Annotated in this window: 20 protein-coding genes; 11 read left to right on the plus strand and 9 right to left on the minus strand. The window is 44.5% G+C overall.

The genetic code is table 11. The features are described 5' to 3' along the window. Positions 1-237: 237 nt before the first annotated feature. From ccoN to A3729_RS28405, 9 genes are all read left to right on the plus strand, one after another. Positions 238-1,665 carry a cytochrome-c oxidase, cbb3-type subunit I gene (gene ccoN, locus A3729_RS28365; RefSeq protein ID WP_068514738.1) on the plus strand — a complete coding sequence of 476 codons (1,428 nt, stop codon included), beginning with the start codon at positions 238-240 and terminating at the stop codon, positions 1,663-1,665. An 11-nt stretch (positions 1,666-1,676) separates the two neighbouring features. Further along, the gene (gene ccoO, locus A3729_RS28370; RefSeq protein ID WP_068514735.1) at positions 1,677-2,282 is read left to right on the plus strand and encodes a cytochrome-c oxidase, cbb3-type subunit II; all 606 of its coding nucleotides are present in this window, start codon (positions 1,677-1,679) and stop codon (positions 2,280-2,282) included. Positions 2,283-2,293: 11 nt separating this feature from the next. After that, positions 2,294-2,479, plus strand: coding sequence for a CcoQ/FixQ family Cbb3-type cytochrome c oxidase assembly chaperone (locus A3729_RS28375; protein WP_068509685.1), 186 nt, complete (start codon positions 2,294-2,296; stop codon positions 2,477-2,479). After that, a complete protein-coding gene (gene ccoP, locus A3729_RS28380; RefSeq protein ID WP_068509683.1) occupies positions 2,472-3,365 on the plus strand; it encodes a cytochrome-c oxidase, cbb3-type subunit III in 894 nt (297 codons plus the stop codon). Before A3729_RS28375 ends, ccoP begins: the two co-directional genes overlap by 8 nt. A 142-nt stretch (positions 3,366-3,507) precedes the next feature. Next, positions 3,508-4,962: a cytochrome c oxidase accessory protein CcoG gene (ccoG, locus tag A3729_RS28385; RefSeq protein WP_068514732.1), complete on the plus strand. Its 1,455-nt coding sequence runs from the start codon at positions 3,508-3,510 to the stop codon at positions 4,960-4,962. Between the two features lie 43 nt (positions 4,963-5,005). Then, positions 5,006-5,560, plus strand: a complete 555-nt coding sequence (locus A3729_RS28390) for a FixH family protein (RefSeq protein ID WP_068514731.1) — start codon at positions 5,006-5,008, stop codon at positions 5,558-5,560. An 11-nt stretch (positions 5,561-5,571) separates the two neighbouring features. After that, positions 5,572-7,971: a heavy metal translocating P-type ATPase gene (locus A3729_RS28395; protein ID WP_068554476.1), complete on the plus strand. Its 2,400-nt coding sequence runs from the start codon at positions 5,572-5,574 to the stop codon at positions 7,969-7,971. A gap of 67 nt (positions 7,972-8,038) precedes the next feature. Further along, positions 8,039-8,266 carry a cbb3-type cytochrome oxidase assembly protein CcoS gene (ccoS, locus tag A3729_RS28400; protein ID WP_068554477.1) on the plus strand — a complete coding sequence of 76 codons (228 nt, stop codon included), beginning with the start codon at positions 8,039-8,041 and terminating at the stop codon, positions 8,264-8,266. 2 nt (positions 8,267-8,268) lie between these two features. Then, positions 8,269-8,952 carry a sulfite exporter TauE/SafE family protein gene (locus A3729_RS28405; protein WP_231875596.1) on the plus strand — a complete coding sequence of 228 codons (684 nt, stop codon included), beginning with the start codon at positions 8,269-8,271 and terminating at the stop codon, positions 8,950-8,952. Here A3729_RS28405 and A3729_RS28410 read toward each other — a convergent pair whose 3' ends face one another. The 5 genes from A3729_RS28410 to glpK form a co-directional block, all read right to left on the minus strand. Then, the gene (locus A3729_RS28410; RefSeq protein ID WP_068554478.1) at positions 8,953-10,593 is read right to left on the minus strand and encodes a sulfotransferase; all 1,641 of its coding nucleotides are present in this window, start codon (positions 10,591-10,593) and stop codon (positions 8,953-8,955) included. Positions 10,594-10,668: 75 nt separating this feature from the next. Next, positions 10,669-11,571, minus strand: a complete 903-nt coding sequence (gene ttcA / locus A3729_RS28415) for a tRNA 2-thiocytidine(32) synthetase TtcA (RefSeq protein WP_068554480.1) — start codon at positions 11,569-11,571, stop codon at positions 10,669-10,671. 58 nt (positions 11,572-11,629) lie between these two features. Further along, the gene (locus tag A3729_RS28420; RefSeq protein ID WP_068554482.1) at positions 11,630-12,202 is read right to left on the minus strand and encodes a DNA-J related domain-containing protein; all 573 of its coding nucleotides are present in this window, start codon (positions 12,200-12,202) and stop codon (positions 11,630-11,632) included. 1 nt (position 12,203) lies between these two features. Beyond that, positions 12,204-14,162, minus strand: coding sequence for a diguanylate cyclase domain-containing protein (locus A3729_RS28425; protein WP_068554484.1), 1,959 nt, complete (start codon positions 14,160-14,162; stop codon positions 12,204-12,206). A 139-nt stretch (positions 14,163-14,301) separates the two neighbouring features. Then, entirely contained in the window at positions 14,302-15,789 is a 1,488-nt protein-coding gene (gene glpK / locus A3729_RS28430; protein WP_068513108.1) for a glycerol kinase GlpK, read from the minus strand. Between the two features lie 157 nt (positions 15,790-15,946). Here glpK and A3729_RS28435 point away from each other — a divergent pair, with 157 nt between their 5' ends. Together A3729_RS28435 and glpD are read left to right on the plus strand one after the other, a co-directional pair. Then, positions 15,947-16,705, plus strand: coding sequence for a DeoR/GlpR family transcriptional regulator (locus A3729_RS28435; protein ID WP_068554486.1), 759 nt, complete (start codon positions 15,947-15,949; stop codon positions 16,703-16,705). Positions 16,706-16,964: 259 nt separating this feature from the next. Further along, positions 16,965-18,533, plus strand: coding sequence for a glycerol-3-phosphate dehydrogenase (glpD, locus tag A3729_RS28440; RefSeq protein WP_068567642.1), 1,569 nt, complete (start codon positions 16,965-16,967; stop codon positions 18,531-18,533). Positions 18,534-18,760: 227 nt separating this feature from the next. Here the strand turns inward: glpD and A3729_RS28445 are convergent, their stop codons facing one another. Genes A3729_RS28445 through A3729_RS28460 form a run of 4 tightly spaced genes read right to left on the minus strand, consistent with a single transcriptional unit; the run spans position 18,761 to position 21,582 of the window. Further along, on the minus strand, positions 18,761-19,726 hold the full coding sequence (locus A3729_RS28445; RefSeq protein ID WP_068553968.1) for an AgmX/PglI C-terminal domain-containing protein: 966 nt from the start codon (positions 19,724-19,726) through the stop codon (positions 18,761-18,763). 2 nt (positions 19,727-19,728) lie between these two features. Further along, on the minus strand, positions 19,729-20,229 hold the full coding sequence (locus A3729_RS28450) for a biopolymer transporter ExbD (protein WP_068511512.1): 501 nt from the start codon (positions 20,227-20,229) through the stop codon (positions 19,729-19,731). Then, positions 20,226-20,822 carry a biopolymer transporter ExbD gene (locus A3729_RS28455; RefSeq protein ID WP_068553966.1) on the minus strand — a complete coding sequence of 199 codons (597 nt, stop codon included), beginning with the start codon at positions 20,820-20,822 and terminating at the stop codon, positions 20,226-20,228. Before A3729_RS28455 ends, A3729_RS28450 begins: the two co-directional genes overlap by 4 nt. A gap of 58 nt (positions 20,823-20,880) precedes the next feature. Then, entirely contained in the window at positions 20,881-21,582 is a 702-nt protein-coding gene (locus tag A3729_RS28460; protein WP_068511508.1) for a MotA/TolQ/ExbB proton channel family protein, read from the minus strand. Between the last annotated feature and the right edge of the window lie 67 nt (positions 21,583-21,649).

Raw genomic sequence — 21,649 nt, forward strand, 5'->3', positions numbered from 1 at the left:
TTTGCGCATTCCATCGGCTTAAACCAAGTTCATATACATCAACTTTCCCCCCTAACTTTCGTGATAAAAGATTGATTTTGTCCTTTCTGATCAGTACCCTTCACGCCTAGCCGATTTGGGGGTATTAACATACCCCTAAATCATTACTTAGGTAGTAAAAAAATAAGCGATGTGTGCAAGGTTTACATTTCTTATTTTTTGCGTTTCCACTTTATGTAGAATAATGGACCCTCAACGATGAGCAAAGAGACCAACCAAATCACTTACAACTACAAAGTTGTAAGACAGTTTGCCATTATGACGGTGGTATGGGGTATTGTCGGCATGGCCGTCGGTGTTCTTATCGCTGCTCAATTAGTATGGCCAGAGCTAAACTTCGATTCACCTTATTTAAGCTTCGGTCGTATTCGCCCACTGCACACTAACGCAGTTATCTTTGCTTTTGGGGGTAGTGCTCTATTTGCTACATCGTTTTATGTGGTGCAGCGGACTTGCCAAGCACGCCTGGTCTCGGACACCCTCGCGTCATTCATGTTCTGGGGCTGGCAAGCGGTCATCGTTCTAGCAGCGATCACTTTGCCACTAGGCATTACTAGCGCAAAAGAATACGCAGAGCTTGAGTGGCCGATCGATATTCTAATCACCTTAGTTTGGATAGCCTATGGCGTCCTCTTTTTTGGTACCATAATGAAGCGTAAGACCAAGCACATTTATGTTGCAAATTGGTTCTATGGCGCATTTATTATCACTGTCGCGATTCTACACATCGGGAATAGCATGGCCATTCCAGTCACGTTCTGGAAGTCCTACTCTGCTTACGCAGGTACTGTCGATGCGATGATGCAGTGGTGGTATGGCCATAATGCTGTTGGTTTCTTCCTGACGGCAGGCTTCTTGGGCATTATGTACTACTTCGTTCCTAAACAGACTGGCAAGCCAGTTTATTCTTACAGACTATCTATTATTCATTTCTGGTCACTGATTTCTTTATATGTATGGGCAGGCGCTCACCACCTACATTACAGCGCTCTTCCTGACTGGGCACAGAGTGCGGGCATGATCATGTCCCTAGTCCTACTAGCTCCATCATGGGGTGGTATGATCAACGGTATGATGACGCTTTCTGGTGCATGGCATAAACTACGTACTGACCCAGTACTACGTTTCTTGGTTGTATCGCTTTCTTTCTATGGCATGTCTACTTTCGAAGGTCCGATGATGTCTATCAAGACTGTAAACGCGCTATCTCACAACACTGACTGGACTATTGGGCACGTTCACTCTGGTGCACTCGGTTGGGTAGCGATGATTTCTATCGGTGCGGTTTATCACTTGATTCCAAAGCTTTATGGCATTAAAGAAATGTATAGCACGTCTATGATCAACCTACACTTCTGGTTAGCGACTGCCGGCACGGTTCTATACATCGCCGCAATGTGGGTAAACGGTATTATGCAGGGCCTAATGTGGCGTGCAGTAAACAATGACGGTACCCTTACCTACAGCTTTGTAGAGTCTTTAGAAGCAAGTCATTCTGGTTATCTTGTTCGTGCAATTGGTGGTGCTATCTTCTTGTCAGGTATGCTTATCATGGCCGTGAACGTTTGGCTAACCATTAAGCAGAAAGATGCGAAAGCACTTGATACCGTGACTGAAGCAGCTTAGGAGAAGAGTCAATGAATCATGAGATAATAGAAAAAAACCTTGGCTTGATGATCCCTCTGATTGTCGTAGCTATCAGTTTTGGTTTCTTGGTAGAAGCAGTTCCACTGTTCTTCCACAAAGACATGCAAACCCCCATTGAAGGTCTGAAGCCACATACCGCTTTAGAACTTGAGGGTCGTGATATCTATATTCGTGAAGGTTGTCACACCTGTCACACGCAGATGATCAGACCTTTCCGCGCTGAGACTGAACGTTACGGTCATTACTCAGTTGCCGGAGAGCATGTTTATGAGCACCCATTCCTATGGGGTTCTAAGCGTACTGGTCCTGATCTGGCTCGTGTTGGTGGTCGCTATAGTGACGACTGGCAACGTGCTCACCTTTATAACCCACGTAATGTTGTACCTGAGTCCAAAATGCCGTCCTACCCTTGGTTGTTTACAGCTATCGTAGACCACAAAGGTACTGCTGCGAAAATGGAAGCACTTCGTACAGTAGGCGTTCCCTACACCGACGAAGACATTGCCGGTGCAGCAGAAGCGGTGAAAGGTAAAACAGAAATCGAAGCTATGGTTGCGTATCTACAGCAGCTTGGCACCGTTCTTAAGAACAAGTAAGAACCAATATTATGGATATCAACACGTTACGCGGTCTATCTACCATCTTGGTCATGATCGCCTTTGTCGCCATATGCTTATGGGCCTATAACGGCAAAAAGAAAAAAGATTTTGACGATGCAGCCAACCTGCCCTTTCAGGATGACGATATCGCGGAACGTACCTTGAGCGAAAAAGAGAGAGAAGAACATGACTAGTTTTTGGAGTGTATGGGTCTCAGTCATTATTATCGGTACTTTGATCGGTAGTACATGGCTGCTAGTAGCCACCCGAAAAAGCCAAACTACAGATGAAGAGACTGAACAAAAGATGCCCCATGCCTTCGATGGGATCGAAGAGTACGATAATCCACTTCCAAAGTGGTGGTTCCATATGTTTATCGGTTCAGTTGTTTTTGCATTCGCATACGCATTGCTGTACCCGACTTTAGGTAACTTCCAAGGTTTCTTAGGCTGGTCTTCTACCGGTCAATGGGAAGCAGAAGTTGCTGAAGCTGATGAAAAGTACACACCTATATTCAAAGCCTACGCGGCAAAGCCAATTGAAGAACTCGCCAAAGATGCCGAAGCAATGAAAGTAGGACAGCGTTTGTTTGCTAATAACTGCTCAGTATGTCACGGATCAACAGGTCGCGGCGCATTAGGCTTTCCAAATCTGACTGACCACGACTGGTTATATGGTGGAAGTCCAGACGCGATCAAAACCACCCTCCTGTATGGTCGAAACGGTCAAATGCCTGCCAAAGGTTTAAATCCCGCTATGAGCAAAACTGACATACAAAATATGACTCATTACTTACTTTCGTTTAGTGGACGTAGTGATGATAAAGCAGCTGTTGATGCCGGCGCAGCGATGTACCAGACTGCCTGTGCAGCCTGTCATGGGGCTGAGGCTAAGGGTAATCAAGCCGTCGGCGCACCAAATCTAACAGATGATGTTTGGCTCTACGGCGGCACGGCATCTAAGATCAATCAAACACTCACTTATGGTCGAGCAGGCGTAATGCCAGCACAAAAAGACCTACTTGGTGAAGACAAAGTTCACCTACTTGCAGCTTACGTTTACAGCTTATCTAACAAATAAGACTGTCTGAGACTCGTGGGCCTGGCTGAGTAGCCAGGCCCACTCTCACAGAATATAAGATCTCTTCTCTAGACAGCCTTTGCTCATCACAGACTTTCTAGAAAAGAAACCTTTCCTCCACTAGATATGGAAGCCGTTGCCTATGTCTAAGAAGATCCCAGCCCAAAATATCGAACCCGGTACGCAGAAACTGGAAGTCTACGGCCAAGATTCAAAGCAAGCAGACGTCAGTAAGACCGTCGAGCTCTACGAGTCTCGAAAAAAAATCTACGTCAAAAAAATTGCCGGTCTTTTTCAGCGAATCAGGAAGTTTTCACTCTGGGCCTTGATGGCCATGTACTTTTCAATTTGCTGGATATCAATCAACGGCCAGCAACTGGTTCATTTCGACCTCCCTGCACGTAAATTCCATATCTACGGCATGACATTCTGGCCACAAGAGTTCGTTCTTTTAGCACTGCTTCTAATCATTTGTGCCTACGGTCTGTTTTTCGTCACCACCCTTTTTGGGCGCGTCTGGTGTGGTTATACCTGCCCACAAACTTCCTGGACCTTTATTTTCATGTGGATTGAGGAAAAGGTTGAAGGGAGCAGGAACCAACGAATGAAGCTTGATAAAGCGGAATTCAGCTCTGAAAAGATGATCAAAAAGACCCTTAAGCACACTCTTTGGTTATTGGTCTCCTTTGGCACCGGCCTGACCTTTGTCGGTTATTTCTACCCTATTCGTGAGTTAGTTCCAGATCTGTTCACCTTTAGTGTAGTCGACGCCTGGGCAATATTCTGGATTGGCTTCTTTACAGTTGCAACCTACCTGAATGCTGGCTGGTTACGTGAACAAGTTTGTTTATACATGTGCCCTTATGCACGCTTTCAATCTGTAATGTTTGATGAAGACACACTTGTTGTTTCCTACGACAAAGGTCGTGGAGACCCAAGAGGAAGCCGCAAACGTAATGTTGATTATAAAGAACAAGGCCTTGGCGACTGCGTTGACTGCGGCATGTGTGTACAGGTTTGTCCAACGGGCATCGATATTCGTGATGGGCTTCAGTATGAGTGTATTGGCTGCGCCTTATGCGTCGACGCCTGTGACTCAATCATGGACAAAATGAAGTATGACCGAGGTCTAATCAGCTACACCACTGAGAATGCCCTCATCGGTAAGAAGAGCCATATACTAAGACCCAAAGCCATTGCCTACGCTGTATTATTACTCGGCATGATGGGTGCGTTTGCCTATTCCGTTGCAACACGTGTTCCACTAGAGTTAGACGTAATAAAAGATCGGGGCGCTTTATACCAGCTAACGGGTTTAGGTAAAATCGAAAACACTTATATTCTCAAAGTTATGAATATGAGCGATGAACCCCATGATTTTGACATTACCGTCAAAGGCATTGAAGGGATAAAGATTACCACACCCACTACGGTATCCGTGAAAGCCGGAGAAGTATACACTCAACCAACTAGCATAGAAGTCGACCCCATACATATGGAAGTCACCCACTATGATATTGAGATTACCGTCAAGGCTACAGATAACCCAGACTTGGTCGCATCAAGCGAAAGCCGCTTTTTAGGCAGCGCTGAATAAAGCGACACAATAGAAATTAACTAAGCACAACCGAGGTAATGAAATGAAAGCAGCACAAGATGAACAAGCTAAAAAACCATGGTTCAAACAGCCGTGGCTTTGGTTTGTCCTGAGCGTACCTATTGCTTCGGTTATACTCAGCAGCATTATGGTAACTGTTGCTGTTGTTGGTCGTGACACTCTGGTTAGCGACAACTATTACAAGGATGGCATGGGTATAAACCAGACGATTGAACAAGATAATATGGCGGATGACCTCGGCTTGAAACCAACCTTAGAAATTGTTGATCAAGCCATCATTATTGAGCTAGTCGGTGACAAGTATCACCCTACTCTCCAACAACAAGCCTTTTTAACCTTGAAGATTCTACACCCAACCGTGGGAGACCAAGATCAAGTTATCAAGCTTCTGCCGACACCATCAGGCCAGTTTGTTGGAGATTTAACATCACCAGTTGATGGCCGTCGATATGTCGACCTCTATGCCTTTGACGAAAGCTGGCGGATTAGAGAAGAAGTCACCTTCCCGACAGGAAAAGTAACGCTTAATATAGGTGGCACCGAAAATAACGAGACTGCTAGCAAGTCGCAGGACTAGGTTGGCAACACATGTGCAAGACTTGCTACCACTGCAATGAAGAGATTCCAAAAGGCTTTAGCGCAAAGCTTGAGATTGGCGGAGAACAACAATCGTTTTGTTGTTATGGTTGTTTAGCGATCGCAGAAACCATTGTCTCTGGTGGTCTCGATAACTTCTATCAACACCGCACTGAAGCCTCATTAAAGCCCGACGACTTCACCGACGCACAACGCGATGAACTACTTCTTTATGATGACCCGGCGCTACAAACTGACTTTGTTACGGTAGATGGCAAACAGTCTGATGCTGCACTTAGTATCTCAGGAATTACCTGTGCCGCTTGTATTTGGCTCTTAGAGCGCGAAATCAGCTCACTTCCCGGCCTGATAAATCTATCAATCAATCATACGACTCACAAAGCGCTACTTAGCTGGAACAATGAACAGATCAAGCTAAGCAAAATCCTGATTAAAATACGCAAGCTAGGCTACAAAGCCTTCCCCTATCAGGAAGACAAAGCGAGACAACTTGCCGAGAAAGAGAAACGCAGCGCAATGTTTCGTATCGCTGTCGCTGGTATAGCGGCGATGCAAAACATGATGTTTTCAGTCCCCTTGTATCTAGGCATCTATAGCGGTATCGATGCCGAGTTTATCTCCTTCTTTCGATGGGTCAGCATGTTAATGTGCATACCCGTTGTGTGCTTTTCAGCGCTACCATTTTTTCGAGCGGCCTTACGTGACTTGCAAACACGTCATTTAACGATGGACATCCCTGTATCGCTCGCTATCCTGACCGCGTTTTTTGCCAGTGCTTTCCTGACGATAAACAGCGAAGCAAGCATTGAGACCGATGTCTATTTCGACTCAGTTGCGATGTTTACCTTCTTCCTATTGCTTGGCCGGTTTATGGAAATGCAAACTCGCCATAAGCACCTGAACAGCGATGCCGAAATGGGTAAACTATTGCCTACAACAGCGATCATTAGAACCGAAGATGGCGAAAAAAGTAAACCTGCTCACCAGCTTGAAATTGGAGAGGTACTAGTGGTTAGACAGGGCCAAGTATTTCCTGCCGATGGCGTGGTTATTGAAGGTGTCTCCAAAGTCGACGAGTCAGCCCTCACAGGAGAGTTTCTCCCCATTGAAAAAGCGCTTGGGGCTCAGGTAAGTGGTGGCACCGCTAATGTCGAAAATACCTTATTCGTTCGCATTACCGCTACTCCCAAAGAGAGCCGTGTCGCAGCGATTATTAAGCTCCTTGATAAAGCAGCAAGTGAGAAGCCCAAAACCGTATTAATGGCAGATAAAATTGCCAGCCACTTTGTAGCAGGTGTGCTATTCGCGGCTTGCGTCGTTGGTCTCTACTGGTACTTTAATAACCCCGACGAAGTATTCACCATTGTTTTATCTGTTTTGGTTGTTACCTGCCCTTGCGCTTTATCTCTGGCAACACCAACTGCAATGACCAGTGCCAACACATTCCTTCGCAGCAAAGGCTTCTTAATCACCAAATCTCATGCGCAAGAAGCCATGAACCAGATTACCGATATTGTTTTTGATAAAACAGGGACACTAACCAAAGGTGAACTCAGCATTTCTGGTGTGAAGCTTTTTAGTCACTGCGGAGAAAGTAAAGCGCTTGAAATCGCTGCCGCACTAGAACACCACTCCAGCCACCCGATCGCCAAGCCTTTTTCTGAATTTTTCACCAGCCCAGCCGAAAGGGTTACAAACCATCTTGGAAAGGGCCTCGAAGGTTTTTTTCAGGGGCAACACTACGTACTGGGCAATGCAGAACTCGTTGAACTAAAACAGAGTTGCGAACAAGCATTACAACAGCATAATGGCCTAAGCCTATATCTGAGCGATGGCGAGAACCTGATTGCGCAATTTATGCTAAATGATGCTTTACGCTCCGACAGTAAAGAAAGCATCAAACAGTTTCAGGAAGCGGGTATCACCACTCATATATTAAGTGGAGACCACCAAGACTCTGTCTCCATTCTCGCCTCTAAACTCGGCATCGCTAACTACAAAGCAAAACAGTCGCCCGAGCAAAAATTGGCCTATGTCAGAGGTTTACAGGCCGCAGGCAAACAGGTCACAATGGTGGGTGATGGTATTAACGACCTACCTGTCCTGTCTGGTGCTAAGTTATCAATATCGATGGGCGAAGCCAGCGACATTACCAAGTTAAATTCAGACGCTATTCTGCTCAATGGAAATATGACGGTTATTAACGAAGCTTTCCAAAACGCGCAGAGAACACGTAAAATCATTAAGCAAAATATGACCTGGGCCATCATGTATAATCTATGCATGCTCCCGATGGCTGCAGCTGGTTGGGTTCCACCTTATTTCGCAGCCCTGGGAATGTCCTTGAGTTCTTTATTAGTTGTTTTTAACTCTCTCAGGTTAAAGCGCTAACATGGACAAGTCGCGAGCGTTGGAAAGGTGCTCCAATTAAACTGATTTAAGATAAGAGTTAGCTTCGATGGAAATATTGTATATTCTAATTCCACTATCAATCATTCTTGTTGCTTTAGCGATTGCCATTTTTGGCTGGGCAGTTAAGAACGGACAGTATGATGACCTGGAAGGCCCCGCGCACAGCATTCTCTATGATGATGATAAAGACATGATCCCGGGGCAAAACAACAAAACTCAAAAGAAAGACCTGAATACTAAAGACAGTCAACATAGTGAAAAATCGGACGACTAAGTTTGCTAAATGACCCCGGTATTCTTATTTCTGCCTTTATGCTTGGCTTTCTAGGCTCTGCACATTGCTTGGGAATGTGCGGAGGTTTAGCAAGTGCCTTAGGTTTACATACCTCATCATCAAACAAGGCAAGCTTCTTACTCTCCTATAATCTGGGGCGCGTTATAAGTTATTGCATCGCAGGACTGATTGTTGGCAGCCTTGGTTTCTGGCTGAGCAAACAATTAGCAGCCTTAGAGGTTCTCAGATATTTAGCTGCAACAATGTTAATTCTAATGGGTTTATACCTAGGCCAATGGTTTAATGGAATACTCTGGGCTGAAAAACTAGGTAGTAAACTCTGGCCCTTGATTCAACCATTATCAAAGCGTTTTATGCCTATTAAATCAATCAAAGATGCGCTAGTGGTTGGCATGGTGTGGGGTTGGCTACCGTGTGGTTTGGTATACTCGGCTTTGATCTGGGCAAGCTTGGAAGCAAGTATCTTCGGTTCAGCACTAATCATGCTTGCTTTTGGCCTAGGCACCCTGCCTTCAATGTTGAGCAGCGGTTTATTAGCACAAAAACTATCCGCGACAATTAGAAAACGCTGGTTCCGCTCTTCTGCCGGAGCAATGATGACTTTATTCGGCTTATGGTCTTTGCCAGTCATCCAGAAAACAGTTTACCAGCTATTAAACGCTTAGCTAAGAAGCCCAATGATAAATTTCTGAAAAAGGCTCAAAGAAACTTTCATATTGTTTATACGCAGAGACGGCATCCTGATTTATTTCCCGCCTAATTTGAACATGACTCGCCGTTCTACTTAGCAACTTATCTTCTTTATGAAAATCCAAACACTGTTCTCCCCAAGGCAAGTCGCAAAACGCCATAAGCGCCTTGGATTCAGCTTCCGGATCACACACTAATTCCTCATATTTAACTGTTGTCACACGTTGAGGGTAGGCATTCTTTGTCCGATCCATTGCTACTAAACAATTATCCACATACTTGAATATATTATTTAAGTCATGAGCCCAGGGTAATACAGACATGTTATTTCGCATAATAGAAACAATCGAAGCGAGTGGAGCTCGATCACAATAAACCACCTTCGCTCTCGGCATCACCTTCATAATGAAATCGATTAGGAATATGTTTTCTAGAGACTTATCAGTAAAACGTTTTACGTCGCTTGATGAATCTTCCGGCAATAAGCCATGTCGCATATAAGAAGATTCGAGCTGACTAACGAAAGCTTCCCAAAAGTTTTGTCCACCACTTTGATAAGCAACGGCTAATGCCTCAATAACGGACCCGGTTTCTTCACCTTTGCCAACATTCTGAGGCCCATGACAAATGATATTTTCCAACAAGGTTGAACCACAACGTGGCACACCAATAATAAAAACAGGTTCGAGATTAGCAAGTCGAGAAGTAAAATGTGCAGAATCAGGTGGCGTCAACTGAGGCAATGCCTGCAGATAAAACTCGGTACTTCTCGGAAATTGAGTAATCGAACTGTAAATTCGATGCGCAGCGACAAGATGCTCCATCTCAACTAGCGGCTCACCTTGCTTTTTAGCAAAATTTGCCAACAACCATTGATAATAAAAGCGATTGTCTCCCTCTAAAGTAGCCTCATCAACATCGATTAAGCGTTGATACAATTCGGGGTGAAGACTCTCTGCATCCAATTGAACAAGGCGATATGCAAACGACAGGTTTTCAGGGAAGTCTTCCGAACCTTTATTCAATACATCTTTAGCGACAGCCAACTGTCCGTGATCAACATGTAGTTTTGCAGCATTCAGATATAAACCTTCACTTTTCAATCCGTATTCAATTGCACTCAAATAAACTGATTGTGCTTCTTCAAAACGTAATAGTTGGTACAACAATTTACCTAATTGCATGCGATAACTTAAATTTTCAGGTTTCTTCCCAACACATGCTTTCAGACATTCAACCGCACGTTCAAATTCCTTAGCCTTTACCAAGACCTCGGCATATTTTCCTGATAATTCAATATCATCTTGTACTGAAAGATAAGCTTCGAAAACCTTTGCTGACTCAACAATCATTCCCATATCAGCATAAAGACCCGCTAGTTCCAATACAAAAGTCCTATTGAGGGGCTCGGCTTGGTACACATGCAGCAGGTGTTGTTTCGCTGCTTGATTATCATTTTGTTGGCGAGCAATCGTCCCTAAAGAATAGTGAGCATCACAGTTCTGCGGATCGATCGAAAGAATCTTATTATAGCAACGACGAGCTCGAGAGAGTCTTTCAGACTGTATATACTCGTTAGCCTGCTGCATTAAGGTTTGTATTTCCGACTCGCTCATATTCCTGCCTTTCGATTTCTTATTAAAATGTAATCCCGAGATGTATTCCAACGCAGCGAGAAGACTCGCGTTAGTTTAACGTGGCATAACCTCAACGATCTGAACCATATCATCCTCTTTAGTTCGGGATGAAGAAATAGATTGCTCTAAATCAAACTCATACTCTTTACGTTCACCACTGCGATCAATTGCTAGTGTTTCGAAATCAAAAAGCTGGGTATCCGCTAACTGGGAAGGCGATACATTCTGTAAGGCTGTGAAAATTGACTCAATTCTTGAAGGGTGTTCTTTTTCCCATTGAATAAGCATTTTCTTAATGGATTGACGCTGGAGATTTTCTTGCGAACCACAAAGATTGCACGGAATGATCGGGTAAGCCTTCACCAGAGCAAACTGCTCAATATCTTTCTCACGACAATAAGCCAGCGGCCTAATCACGACATTTCGCTTGTCATCAGAAAGCAGTTTAGGTGGCATAGCTGACAACCTTGAACCATGAAACATGTTCAGAAACATGGTCTCAACGATGTCATCTTTATGATGGCCTAAAGCTATCTTATTCGCTTTAATCTCCTCAGCAAAGGAGTATAAAGTACCACGACGTAAACGTGAGCACAGGCCACAGGTTGTCTTGCCTTCTGGTATCTTGGACTTAACGATGGAGTAAGTATCTCGATCAATAATATAATATTCAATATCAAGTGATTCCAGATACTTAGGAAGGACATGGTCAGGAAAACCTGGCTGTTTCTGGTCAAGGTTTACGGCGACTAGGTCGAAACTGATCGGAGCACTCTTTTGCAGACTCATCAGAATGTCTAGCATGGTGTAGCTGTCTTTTCCGCCCGACAAGCAAACCATAATACGATCACCGTCTTCGATCATATTAAAGTCGGCAATGGCCTTACCCATGCCACTGCGCAAGCGCTTTTGAAGCTTGTTAAACTCGTATTTCTCTGAACCTGCTAAGCTCTGCATAACCCTACAACCTGACAACGACAACATTAAAGGCGCGCATTATAGCGAATTTACGGCTTTAACCCAAAGCCCGGTCTAACAAACGTTTAGCAGCGGATATTTTTTTAAACTGTTCCCCGCAGCCCCCCTTATCAGGGTGATGAATTTGAGCAAGCTTACGATACTGAAGCTTAACCTGCCTTTGGTCAGCATTAGCAGGCAAATCTAATACACTTAGCGCAGCATGCCGATCATCATTTGCCAGAAACTTACGCCAAAACTTATCGAGCAGGTCGTTTACTTCATCTTCTTCTGTTTCAAAATAGTGGCTAATATCAAGGTAATATGCCTTAACCGAATCATAAGATGATAATTCGGAAACTCCTTCTGCAAAGGGTCTTCTAGATATATTTATCAGATTGATGTCGAGAAAAAAACGCTGCTCATCTAGATAAGTGTTTTGTAGCGTGTAAAGGGCGTGTTTTAACAGAAAGTGGGCACGAAAAAGGTCTTTACTCTGACTTATATTGAACTCGGAAAACGGCTCTTGCTGAATGCATTTTAGATGTTGAATAAGCTCAATTTCTTTAACGCTAGCATGATCATCAAGATAGTTATCTATCCCCTTGATAATATCTAACAAGACATCCAAGCTAGTGAGCCTTCTTGCCTAAACGGCTTCGAGGAGGGGCGATGCCTACACCGTTCTTTTCTTTCTGCTTCACTTCATACATTGCCCGATCAGCAGACTTCAAAATATCGGCCGTTTTTTCACCATTATCAGGGTACATACTAATACCTATACTACCACCAACGGTGACCGTTAAACCGGCAACCTGTAAAGGTCTTTCCAGGTTAAACAGTACCTTTTCGGCGACTTGCCGAGCATGCGCGTTGGATTCACAATCATGCAATATCAACACAAACTCATCGCCACCAATTCGAGCTAATACATCCGCTTCTCTGACGGCCATTTTGATGCGCTGTACAACTTCACACAACACGACATCACCCACTTCATGGCCATATTGATCATTCACGATTTTAAAATCATCCAAATCAATAAACAGTACCGCAACACGCTCCTTTCTTCGCTTAGCTAATGCGATCGCTTCTTCCAGTTTTTCAAAGAACAAAGTCCGGTTACCTATCCCCGTTAAGGCATCAGAATGAGCAAGTTCTTTTAACTTATTCTCTAATGCCTTACGCTCGGTAATATCATTAGCCATGGCAACAACCCGCCCAGGTTGCAAGACTGCGTAGTGCCATTCACATAGAACAAGCTTATTCCTATTGGTCCGACTCCAACCCTCAGCAACCTTAACCTCTCGCCGATCAAACAGGTTCGCAATCATTCTACGAAACTTGTTCTGGTCTCCTAAGGGCACCACATAATCGTAAACAGATTGGCCAATGATATCTTCTGAAGCCCAAGCAAAAATTTGTTCTGCCTGATGATTCCATTCAATGATTTTGCCCTGACTATCCATAATCACCATTGCAGTGGGCGTATTATCAACCACAGTTCTAAGCCAAGAAGTGCGTTTATCCAAACGACGGTTCAAGCGCCAAACGTAAGCGAGAAAGCTCAGCAATATAATCGTAATCAGTGAGGCACCAAGCCCCCAACGTTTCACCAAGTCGGCACTAACCCCTTCCTCACTCCTGTAAAGAAAGTCGTCAAGCGAATAATCTGCAGACAGGCTGCCTTGCTCGACATAAACCTTGGCAATATGGTGCCAGCGTTTACTCGTCATATAGCCTGGGGAGATTAGCTCACTTTCTAGCAAGTCTTTCATCTTCTCTGCTTCAAACATTAAATGCGCTTTTGTATGTCGCTGGCTGTAGCGTTCATAGATCAGGTCTACAATTTCTGAGGGGTGATCCATAGCATATCGCCAGCCTTTAAAACTGGCTCGCCTAAATGCTGCAACCCGTTTAGGGTGGTGTTTGAGTTCATGAATCGTAGTAAAAAGGTTGTCACCATAAAAATCGACCCCGGAATCTTTTGGTCGAAACAGCGTGTACGGCTCTCCCAAACGCTCAAACTCAAACACTTCATCAGTGGTATAAACAGACATAGCTGCAACCCTACCCGCCATCACATCTGAAGTATTAAAACTGTGCTTAACAATTTTGAGCGTATCACGCGATAAACCTTCTTTGGAAAGATAAGCCATTAACTCAGCCGAGTTGGCTTCAATCATAATAGGTTTGTTGCGTAGGTCTTGTACTTGCTGAATGTTTGAGTATAAGTTGCTCTCAGGCAAACTGGCGGAGCTTAACAAAGCAAGAGGAGAATGTTGGAATATAACCCCTAAAACGACAACAGGCTTAAAGTGGTTGTGTAAAAGCAGCAACTCACTGGTGCCAACTCCAAATTCAGCCTCACCATTAACGACGACTTCAATAGGGTCCATCTCTGGCTCGGCTTCCCGAATGGCGACATCCAAACCTTCTTCAGCGTAAAAACCTTTTTCCAGCGCCGCATAATAACCCGCAAATTGAAACTGATGTTTCCATTTGAGCTGTAGAGTTACACTTTCGCTGGACAAAGCATAGGGCACAGATGCCACCAACAAAGTCAGACTGAAAATCCAATTCTTAATCACATAGAAGCTCCTGCCTCTCGCCTCTTAGCACTGAAGGGCTATTACTATATTGTTCACTTCTCGACAATTTCCTAATATTATGCGCGACAATAGTGAAAACTACTATCCTTAAAGTCTAGCATTCAACTATCACTGACGCTTAATTTTGTTCAGTTTTTACGCGTCCGACGGCATCTAACCAGCCGCTATAGAGTTTTTTTGCATCTTCTGGACAAATATCAGGTGAAAAACGTTTATCAAGATGCCACATATCTGCAATCGTCTCGACGCTTTCAAATAAACCGGCCTTTAAACCAGCCAAGTATGCCGCACCTAATGCCGTGGTCTCGACAATTTCAGGCCGGTCAACCGAAACATTCAGAAGGTCAGATAGAAACTGTACAACCCAGTCATTGACCACCATGCCTCCATCTACTCTTAAAGTGTTTACTTGCGCACCATCTTTCTCCATCGCGTGGAGCAGATCCCTTGTCTGATAACACACTGACTGTAGGCCAGCTGTGACGATTTCTTCTATCCCCGTATCTCGAGTTAAACCGAACAAAGCACCTCGTGCATTCGGATCCCAATAAGGCGCACCTAAGCCAGTAAAGGCTGGTACCAGATAAACCGAATTGTCATAACCAACCTTCTTGGCCATCGCCACCGTTTCACTAGCATGAGAGATAAACTTTAAGCCATCACGCAACCATTGCACTGCCGCTCCTGCAACAAAGATGCTGCCCTCCAGAGCGTATGTCACTTCAGAATTCAGACGGTAGGCAACAGTAGTCAGTAAACGATTATTGGAGCGTAGTGGCTTCGCACCCGTATTGGCAATCATAAAGCAACCTGTTCCATAAGTGCTTTTGATCATGCCTGGCGTAAAGCAAGCCTGCCCTACCAAGGCGGACTGCTGATCACCTATCATACCGTAGACAGGCATAGAGATACCGAAAAGCTCAGCCTCGGTGTCACCAAACTCATCACTGCTATCCTTGACCTCAGGCAACAACTGTTCCGGGACATCAAAAATCTGTAACAGTTCTTTATCCCACTCTTGTGTATGTATATTGAACAAGGAAGTTCGAGAGGCGTTCGTGGCGTCACTGGCATGCGACCGACCACCGGTTAAGCGCCATAGCAGGAAAGTATCGACAGTTCCAAACGCCAAGTCCCCTTCGCGAGCTCGTTCATCAGCATCATCGACATTATCAAGAATCCAACGAATCTTACTCGCTGAGAAGTATGGGTCTACCAACAAGCCAGTCTTTTCAGAAATAGTATCTTCCAAGCCTTTATCTTTCAGGCTCTGGCAAAACTCAGAGGTTCGGCGATCCTGCCAAACAATTGCCGGATAGATTGCCTTTCCTGTCTTTCTATCCCAAACAATCGTCGTCTCCCGCTGATTGGTAATACCGATCCCCATTACCTGGTCGGATTCAAGATCTAATTTGGCAAGAACTTGCTTGATTACGCTGACAGTCGTACTCCATATTTCTTCTGGATCATGTTCGACCCATCCATCGTTTGGAAAGTGCTGGGTAAATTCAGCTTGCGCAGTAAACGCTACACGGCCTTGGTGATCAAATAGTAAAGCACGTGAGCTTGTCGTCCCTTGATCAATAGAAAGAATGAACTGAGCCATATTATGATCCCTAAAAATATTATTTTGTCGTATAGTTCAATACACTTACATGTGTAAATGTTATTATTTCAATATTAGCCAGGTGTGCAGGTGAAGGGTTCTTCTATATTGCACGACCTATGCTTTCGTTAACTGTTTATAAGAAGTCTGCGTTACCATGAAACAAAGTGAAAGACACTCTCGTATCATAGAGATCGTAAGTAGTTCCGGGTTTGCAACAATTGAAGAGCTTGCCAGCAAATTTGATGTTACACCACAAACCATTCGTCGAGACTTAAAAGAGCTCGACAACGAAAACAAGATCCAACGTTTTCACGGCGGCGCTGGCCTTAGCTCCACTATTTTAAATACCTCTTACTCTAACCGTAAAGTTGCTTTCCTCAAAGAAAAGCAGCGTATTGCTGAAGCCGTGGCGCTAGAGATTCCTGACCACTCTTCTATCTTCATCAATATCGGCACCACCACTGAAGCAATAGCCCAGACACTTCTCAACCACAATAACCTCACGGTGATTACTAACAACCTTCACGTAGCGAGCATCTTGAGCACCAAAGATGACTTTACAATTATTATCGCGGGCGGTGTTGTCCGCAATCGTGATGGAGGTGTAATGGGTGAAGCAACGATAGATTTCGTCAGCCAGTTTAAAGTCGACTACGCGATCATTGGTATCAGCGGTATCGACGATACAGGTGACCTGCTCGACTTCGACTATCAGGAAGTGAGAGTTTCTCGAGCAATTGTCGAGAACTCCCGCAATATTTTCCTTGCCGCTGACCATTCAAAATTCGGACGGGATGCCTTAACTCGGCTTGGTAACATTGCCGAAGCTCATCATATATTTACCAGTGAAACACCACCGGAAAGCATCGTAAGTATTCTGAATAAAGAAAATATCAAGCTTACCGTCGCCTAACCCCTACCAATTCAACCCTGCATCGACGCCTTACTGAACCTGCGTCGATGTTTGTTTATCACTTCTACATAGCTATTTTTCACGCGCCATTTATAACAATTCACGCCGTCCTATTCTAAGATTATTTTCAATTAATTTTCAGAAAGCCTAATTCTGTCACGCTTTTTCGAAAAACTGTTGAACAATTATTACATTTCGCCTAGCCAAATGTTCGTTTTATGACATAATATGTAAAATTATTAACGTTTTTGAGGTTTATATGAACATTAGCAGTGAAAAAAAGGAACTTTTCTATGATTTAGCTATTGTTGGGGGTGGCATTAACGGGGCTGGTATTGCTGCCGATGCCGCTGGCCGAGGCTTAAAAGTGTTCTTATGTGAACAAAATGACTTGGCTTCAGGTACATCTTCCAGCAGTAGCAAGCTAATACATGGTGGACTAAGGTACCTGGAACACTACGAGTTCAGACTAGTTAAAGAAGCGCTGGCAGAAAGAGAAGTACTGCTTAATAAAGCACCTCACCTTGTCTCACCCCTGAAGTTCGTCATGCCTCACCGCCCTCACCTTCGCCCTGCATGGATGATCCGCTGTGGCTTGTTTATGTATGACCACTTGAGCAAACGAAATACCTTGCCCAAAGCACGGAAGGTGAAATTTGATGGTCATGCACCTTTTACAAACTCGATCACCAAAGGCTTTCAATATCATGACTGCTGGGTCGATGATTCACGTTTGGTAGTTATGAATGCGATAGATGCCCATAATCGTGGTGCAAGCATTGAAGTTCAATCACAGTGCCATAACTTGAGCTTCGACAAAGATCTTGGTCGTTGGCGCCTAAGTATCTTCAACAAGATCGAACAGCGCAGCTACGATATTCTCGCAAGCAATATCGTTAATGCCTCAGGCCCCTGGTTAAACAGCTTTCTTGATTCAGCGGCAGAAGATATTAAACCGGCTCGAAATATTCGACTGATTAAAGGCAGCCATATTATCGTTCCCCGCTTTGAAGAACTGGATGAAGCTTACATTCTACAGAACGAAGACAAGCGTGTGGTATTTGTACTTCCCTATCTTGATCACTTTTCAATAATCGGAACCACCGATAAAGAATACCAAGGAAAGCCAGAAGACGTAGCAATTGAAGAGTGGGAAGTTGATTACCTGATTAAGGTATACAATCAACATTTCAAACGTTCGATTTCTCGTGAAGATATCCAGTCTACCTATTCTGGCGTCCGTCCACTGTGTGATGATGAATCAAACGACCCCTCAGCAATCACCCGTGATTACACGCTAGAACTCCATCAGGAAAGTGAAAGCAACGCCCTGCTTTCAATCTATGGCGGCAAAATCACCACTTACAGAAAGCTTTCAGAAGCGGTTCTAAACAAGCTGTCGCCATTTATTAAGGAGCTTGGTAAACCTTGGACTGCAGATGAACCGATGCCCGGAGTTCAGTTCGTTGGTCAAACAAGAGAGCAGATAGAACAAGCTATTAACAAGAAAGCGCCATGGCTAACTCATACTCTCGTACAACGCTACCTCAAATCATATGGCACCCTTTGCTTTAGCTTTCTAGCGAACAAACAAGGCATGAGCGATATGGGAGAATACTTTGGTGCCGACTTATTCTCTGCAGAAGTCGACTACCTGATTGAACACGAATGGGCACGCTCAGCTGAAGATATTCTCTGGCGCCGCAGCAAACTCGGTTTGTTTTTGAATGAAGAGGAAATTTCGAAGCTTAAACTGTATTTTGAGGGGCGTTTTTCTGGGCTCGCATCAAAAAAGCCAGCCAAAGCGGCGACTGAAGTCGCTGCTTAGGCATTCACCCTAAGCTCGTGGTAGAGGCATCAATGCTTCGATTGCGGGCTATGATCATTAGCGAGGGGCGGAACCCTCTGCTTACGAGCGGGGGTTAGTATCGTATTTCTGGGATAGCGACCATACTTGTAGGCAGAGGCCTCCGTGCCTCGCTGGCGGGTTAGCACGAGTTCGATCATTAGCGAATGGGCGGAACCCTCTGCCTATGGATAGCAAATAAATTTGGGCTAGCCTGGGAATAACTCTATTGGATAGCTAATCGTTGCCTGATCGACACCTGACTTCTGTCCGAAGTTGACTAAGCGCAGACGCTTACAAATTTTGCTTTCCAGTCTTGGCTCATTCAGTGTTGACTCTACTGCCGAACAGCTAGAGACCTGACCACTTGGCTCAACGACTAGCTGTGCAGTAAAGGCTCCTTGCAGTGAAGGCTTCTTACGCAGTGCGCGATTATAAATACTGTTAATCGCAGATTTATTGGCGTCCATGGTGCGACGAATATCTTCACGAGTACGCTGAGCAACCATGCGCTTCGCATCCAGTTCTGCCAGTTCAAGCGCGGTTTGAATTTCTTCAGCTTTTTCTACTTCCGTCATCTCTCTTGAGGCCAATTCCATTCTCTGTGTTTCTTGCGTCAACTTGGTTTCATCAATGCCTGCACTGCGTGAAGTTTTCGCTCTTGAGGCGAGCTTATCTTCAACTTTACGAGCAATAGGTTTTGCCGAAATCGTTTTGGGCGTATCGAGTTTAACGCTATCAGCTAAGCTACTTAGTGCAGACAACTGATTACTCATCGCTAGCAAACCAGATGTTTTGGCTTTCTCTCGTGCCAACTGAATATCTTTTGCTTTCGGCTTAATTTTTGGCTTGGGCTTTTTCGCTATTTGAGCCTTAGGTTTTGGTTTCGGTTTTGGCTTCTCAGCAACTTTCTTCTCAGGCTCAACCTTCTTAATCTCTTTCTTAATCTCTTTTTTAAGGACAGGTTTAGGCTTTTCTTTTTTCTTAAGTATGACCTTTGCTAGTTGAGGAGGCAGGGCTTCCAGCTCTTCCCTATCTTGCTCAGGTAAATCCACCCACGAGACATAAACAGCGATTGCCAAAAATACAGGAATAACCGCTGCGGTAATCTTCCCTAAGCGTTCACTCTCACCTGCTTCGGCATTCCAGGCTGGCCCTAATTGATTAAACGCCATGATTAAGCCTCCTGCTCAACATGCTTATTAACCGCAAGTGAAATGCTGGCATAACCAGAATCCACACAGGTTGTCATAATTTTCTTTAACAGCTCATATGGCAACTCTCGATCGGCAACGATAGTGATTGGACGCCCTTCTGGCGCGACTGCGCTGTTAGACTTTGAAGCCTGATAGTCTAACTCAGCCTTAAGCAGAGGTTCTACCTCTCCTTGAAATTCACGAAGCTCGGCGACTTTAACGATCGCTCGGCCACCGACAAGAATATCGTCGTGAGTCACGGCTAATGCCAGCGCATCTTTTGGCATTTGATCAGCATTAGAAACCGGAAGCTTGACCATATTGTTCTGGTTCAATACTTGTACATCACTTGAGGAATTTACCATCAAGAAAAACACAAGAATCGTAAAGATGTCCATCAAGGATACCAGGTTTAACTTACCCTGATTCTTACTACGGCGTTGGTGACGCTGGATACGCTTGGCTTTTGCTGATGTTTTCATGATCTAACCTTCCCATCAGTTAATTCGGTCTTGGCATCCGCAACACTTTCGTTTGCATCAACAACTTCCGGCGCATCGGCTATCGACACTTCCGGGAATAACTCGGCATTCACTACACTTCCCGCAACAACGGTACGGTAAGATCGCACCTTATCCATCACAGACACCAAGGTCTGATAGGAAGTGTCTTTTCGTGCCATGACAGTAATATCTTTCTTTTCCGGAATACGCGATTTCAGCTCCTGCATCACTTGCCCTAACATCGCAAAGTCGTAAGCCCCAGTACTTACGGCCGCGTTGTCAGAGCTATTATTTGCAACTGAATTCCGCTTTAAACTATCTATTTGCTTAATCACACCGCCTTTATTGTCGGCAACCACCAACTTATCTTCCAGAATCATTACCTGTAACTGCAATGACTCATCATCCTGAGCTGAGCTTTGGTCTTGAGTTGGAAAGTTCAACTCAAGTACACTCGTATGAGCAAAGATCATATTGATCAGCAAGATTGGTACAAGCACGATCATTAAATTCATAAATGCCGTGATATCCAGATCTGCTTCACTTCGTAAGCGTCGATGTTTGCGTTTCATAGTCGAGTCTGCCTATTTCGCTAAGGATTGATCAATAAAGTTGGTTTACAAAGACCAACTAAACAGCGGCTGCCGCATTAAGCCCTGAGTCAGCACTTGGCGACTGTGTAGCCTTAGCAGGTGCTGGAACCGAAGCTGATCGGTCACTTAATAAGTTCATCACTTTAATGCCCGCCATTTCAAAACTATCGACAATCTCGTTAGTCTTTGTTTGAAGTACTGAGTGAACGAGTAATAAAGGAATCGCCGCAATCAAACCGAATGCAGTCGTGTTCATCGCTACTGAAATACTTTGTGATAGCAAGCTAGCTTTTTGTGCAGGATCGGCCGAGGCAACCGCTGTAAATGCAGCGATCAAACCAATGATCGTGCCCAACAAGCCGAGCAAGGTTGAAACGTTAGCTAAAGTCGCTAGATATTGCGTACGTTTTTCTAAACGCGGCATCGTTTCCAGCAAGCCTTCTTCCATCGCATATTCAATTTCTTCACGTGGCTGTCTGCGGCCTAATCGAACCAGACCCGCACCGATCATATTCGACATGGCGGTCTTAGACGAAGAAGCAAACTTTACAGCCGACTTAAAGTCCTTCCCGCTAATCATACGGTGAAGCTTATTAAAGTCCTGGCGGTTATTACGCTTAGCGACACTCAGGTAAACATAGCGTTCAATTGCAATCACCAAACCAACTACCAAAATGATTGAAATCGGATACATGAAGAATCCGCCTTCCTGAAAAAATCGAATTATTGTCTCGATCATAACAATTTACTCCTGGGGGTTTTCTTTGCTTTATGCCTTGTAGGCCATTTAAAATTTATACAATCAT

Source organism: Oleiphilus sp. HI0043 (genome assembly GCF_001634935.1).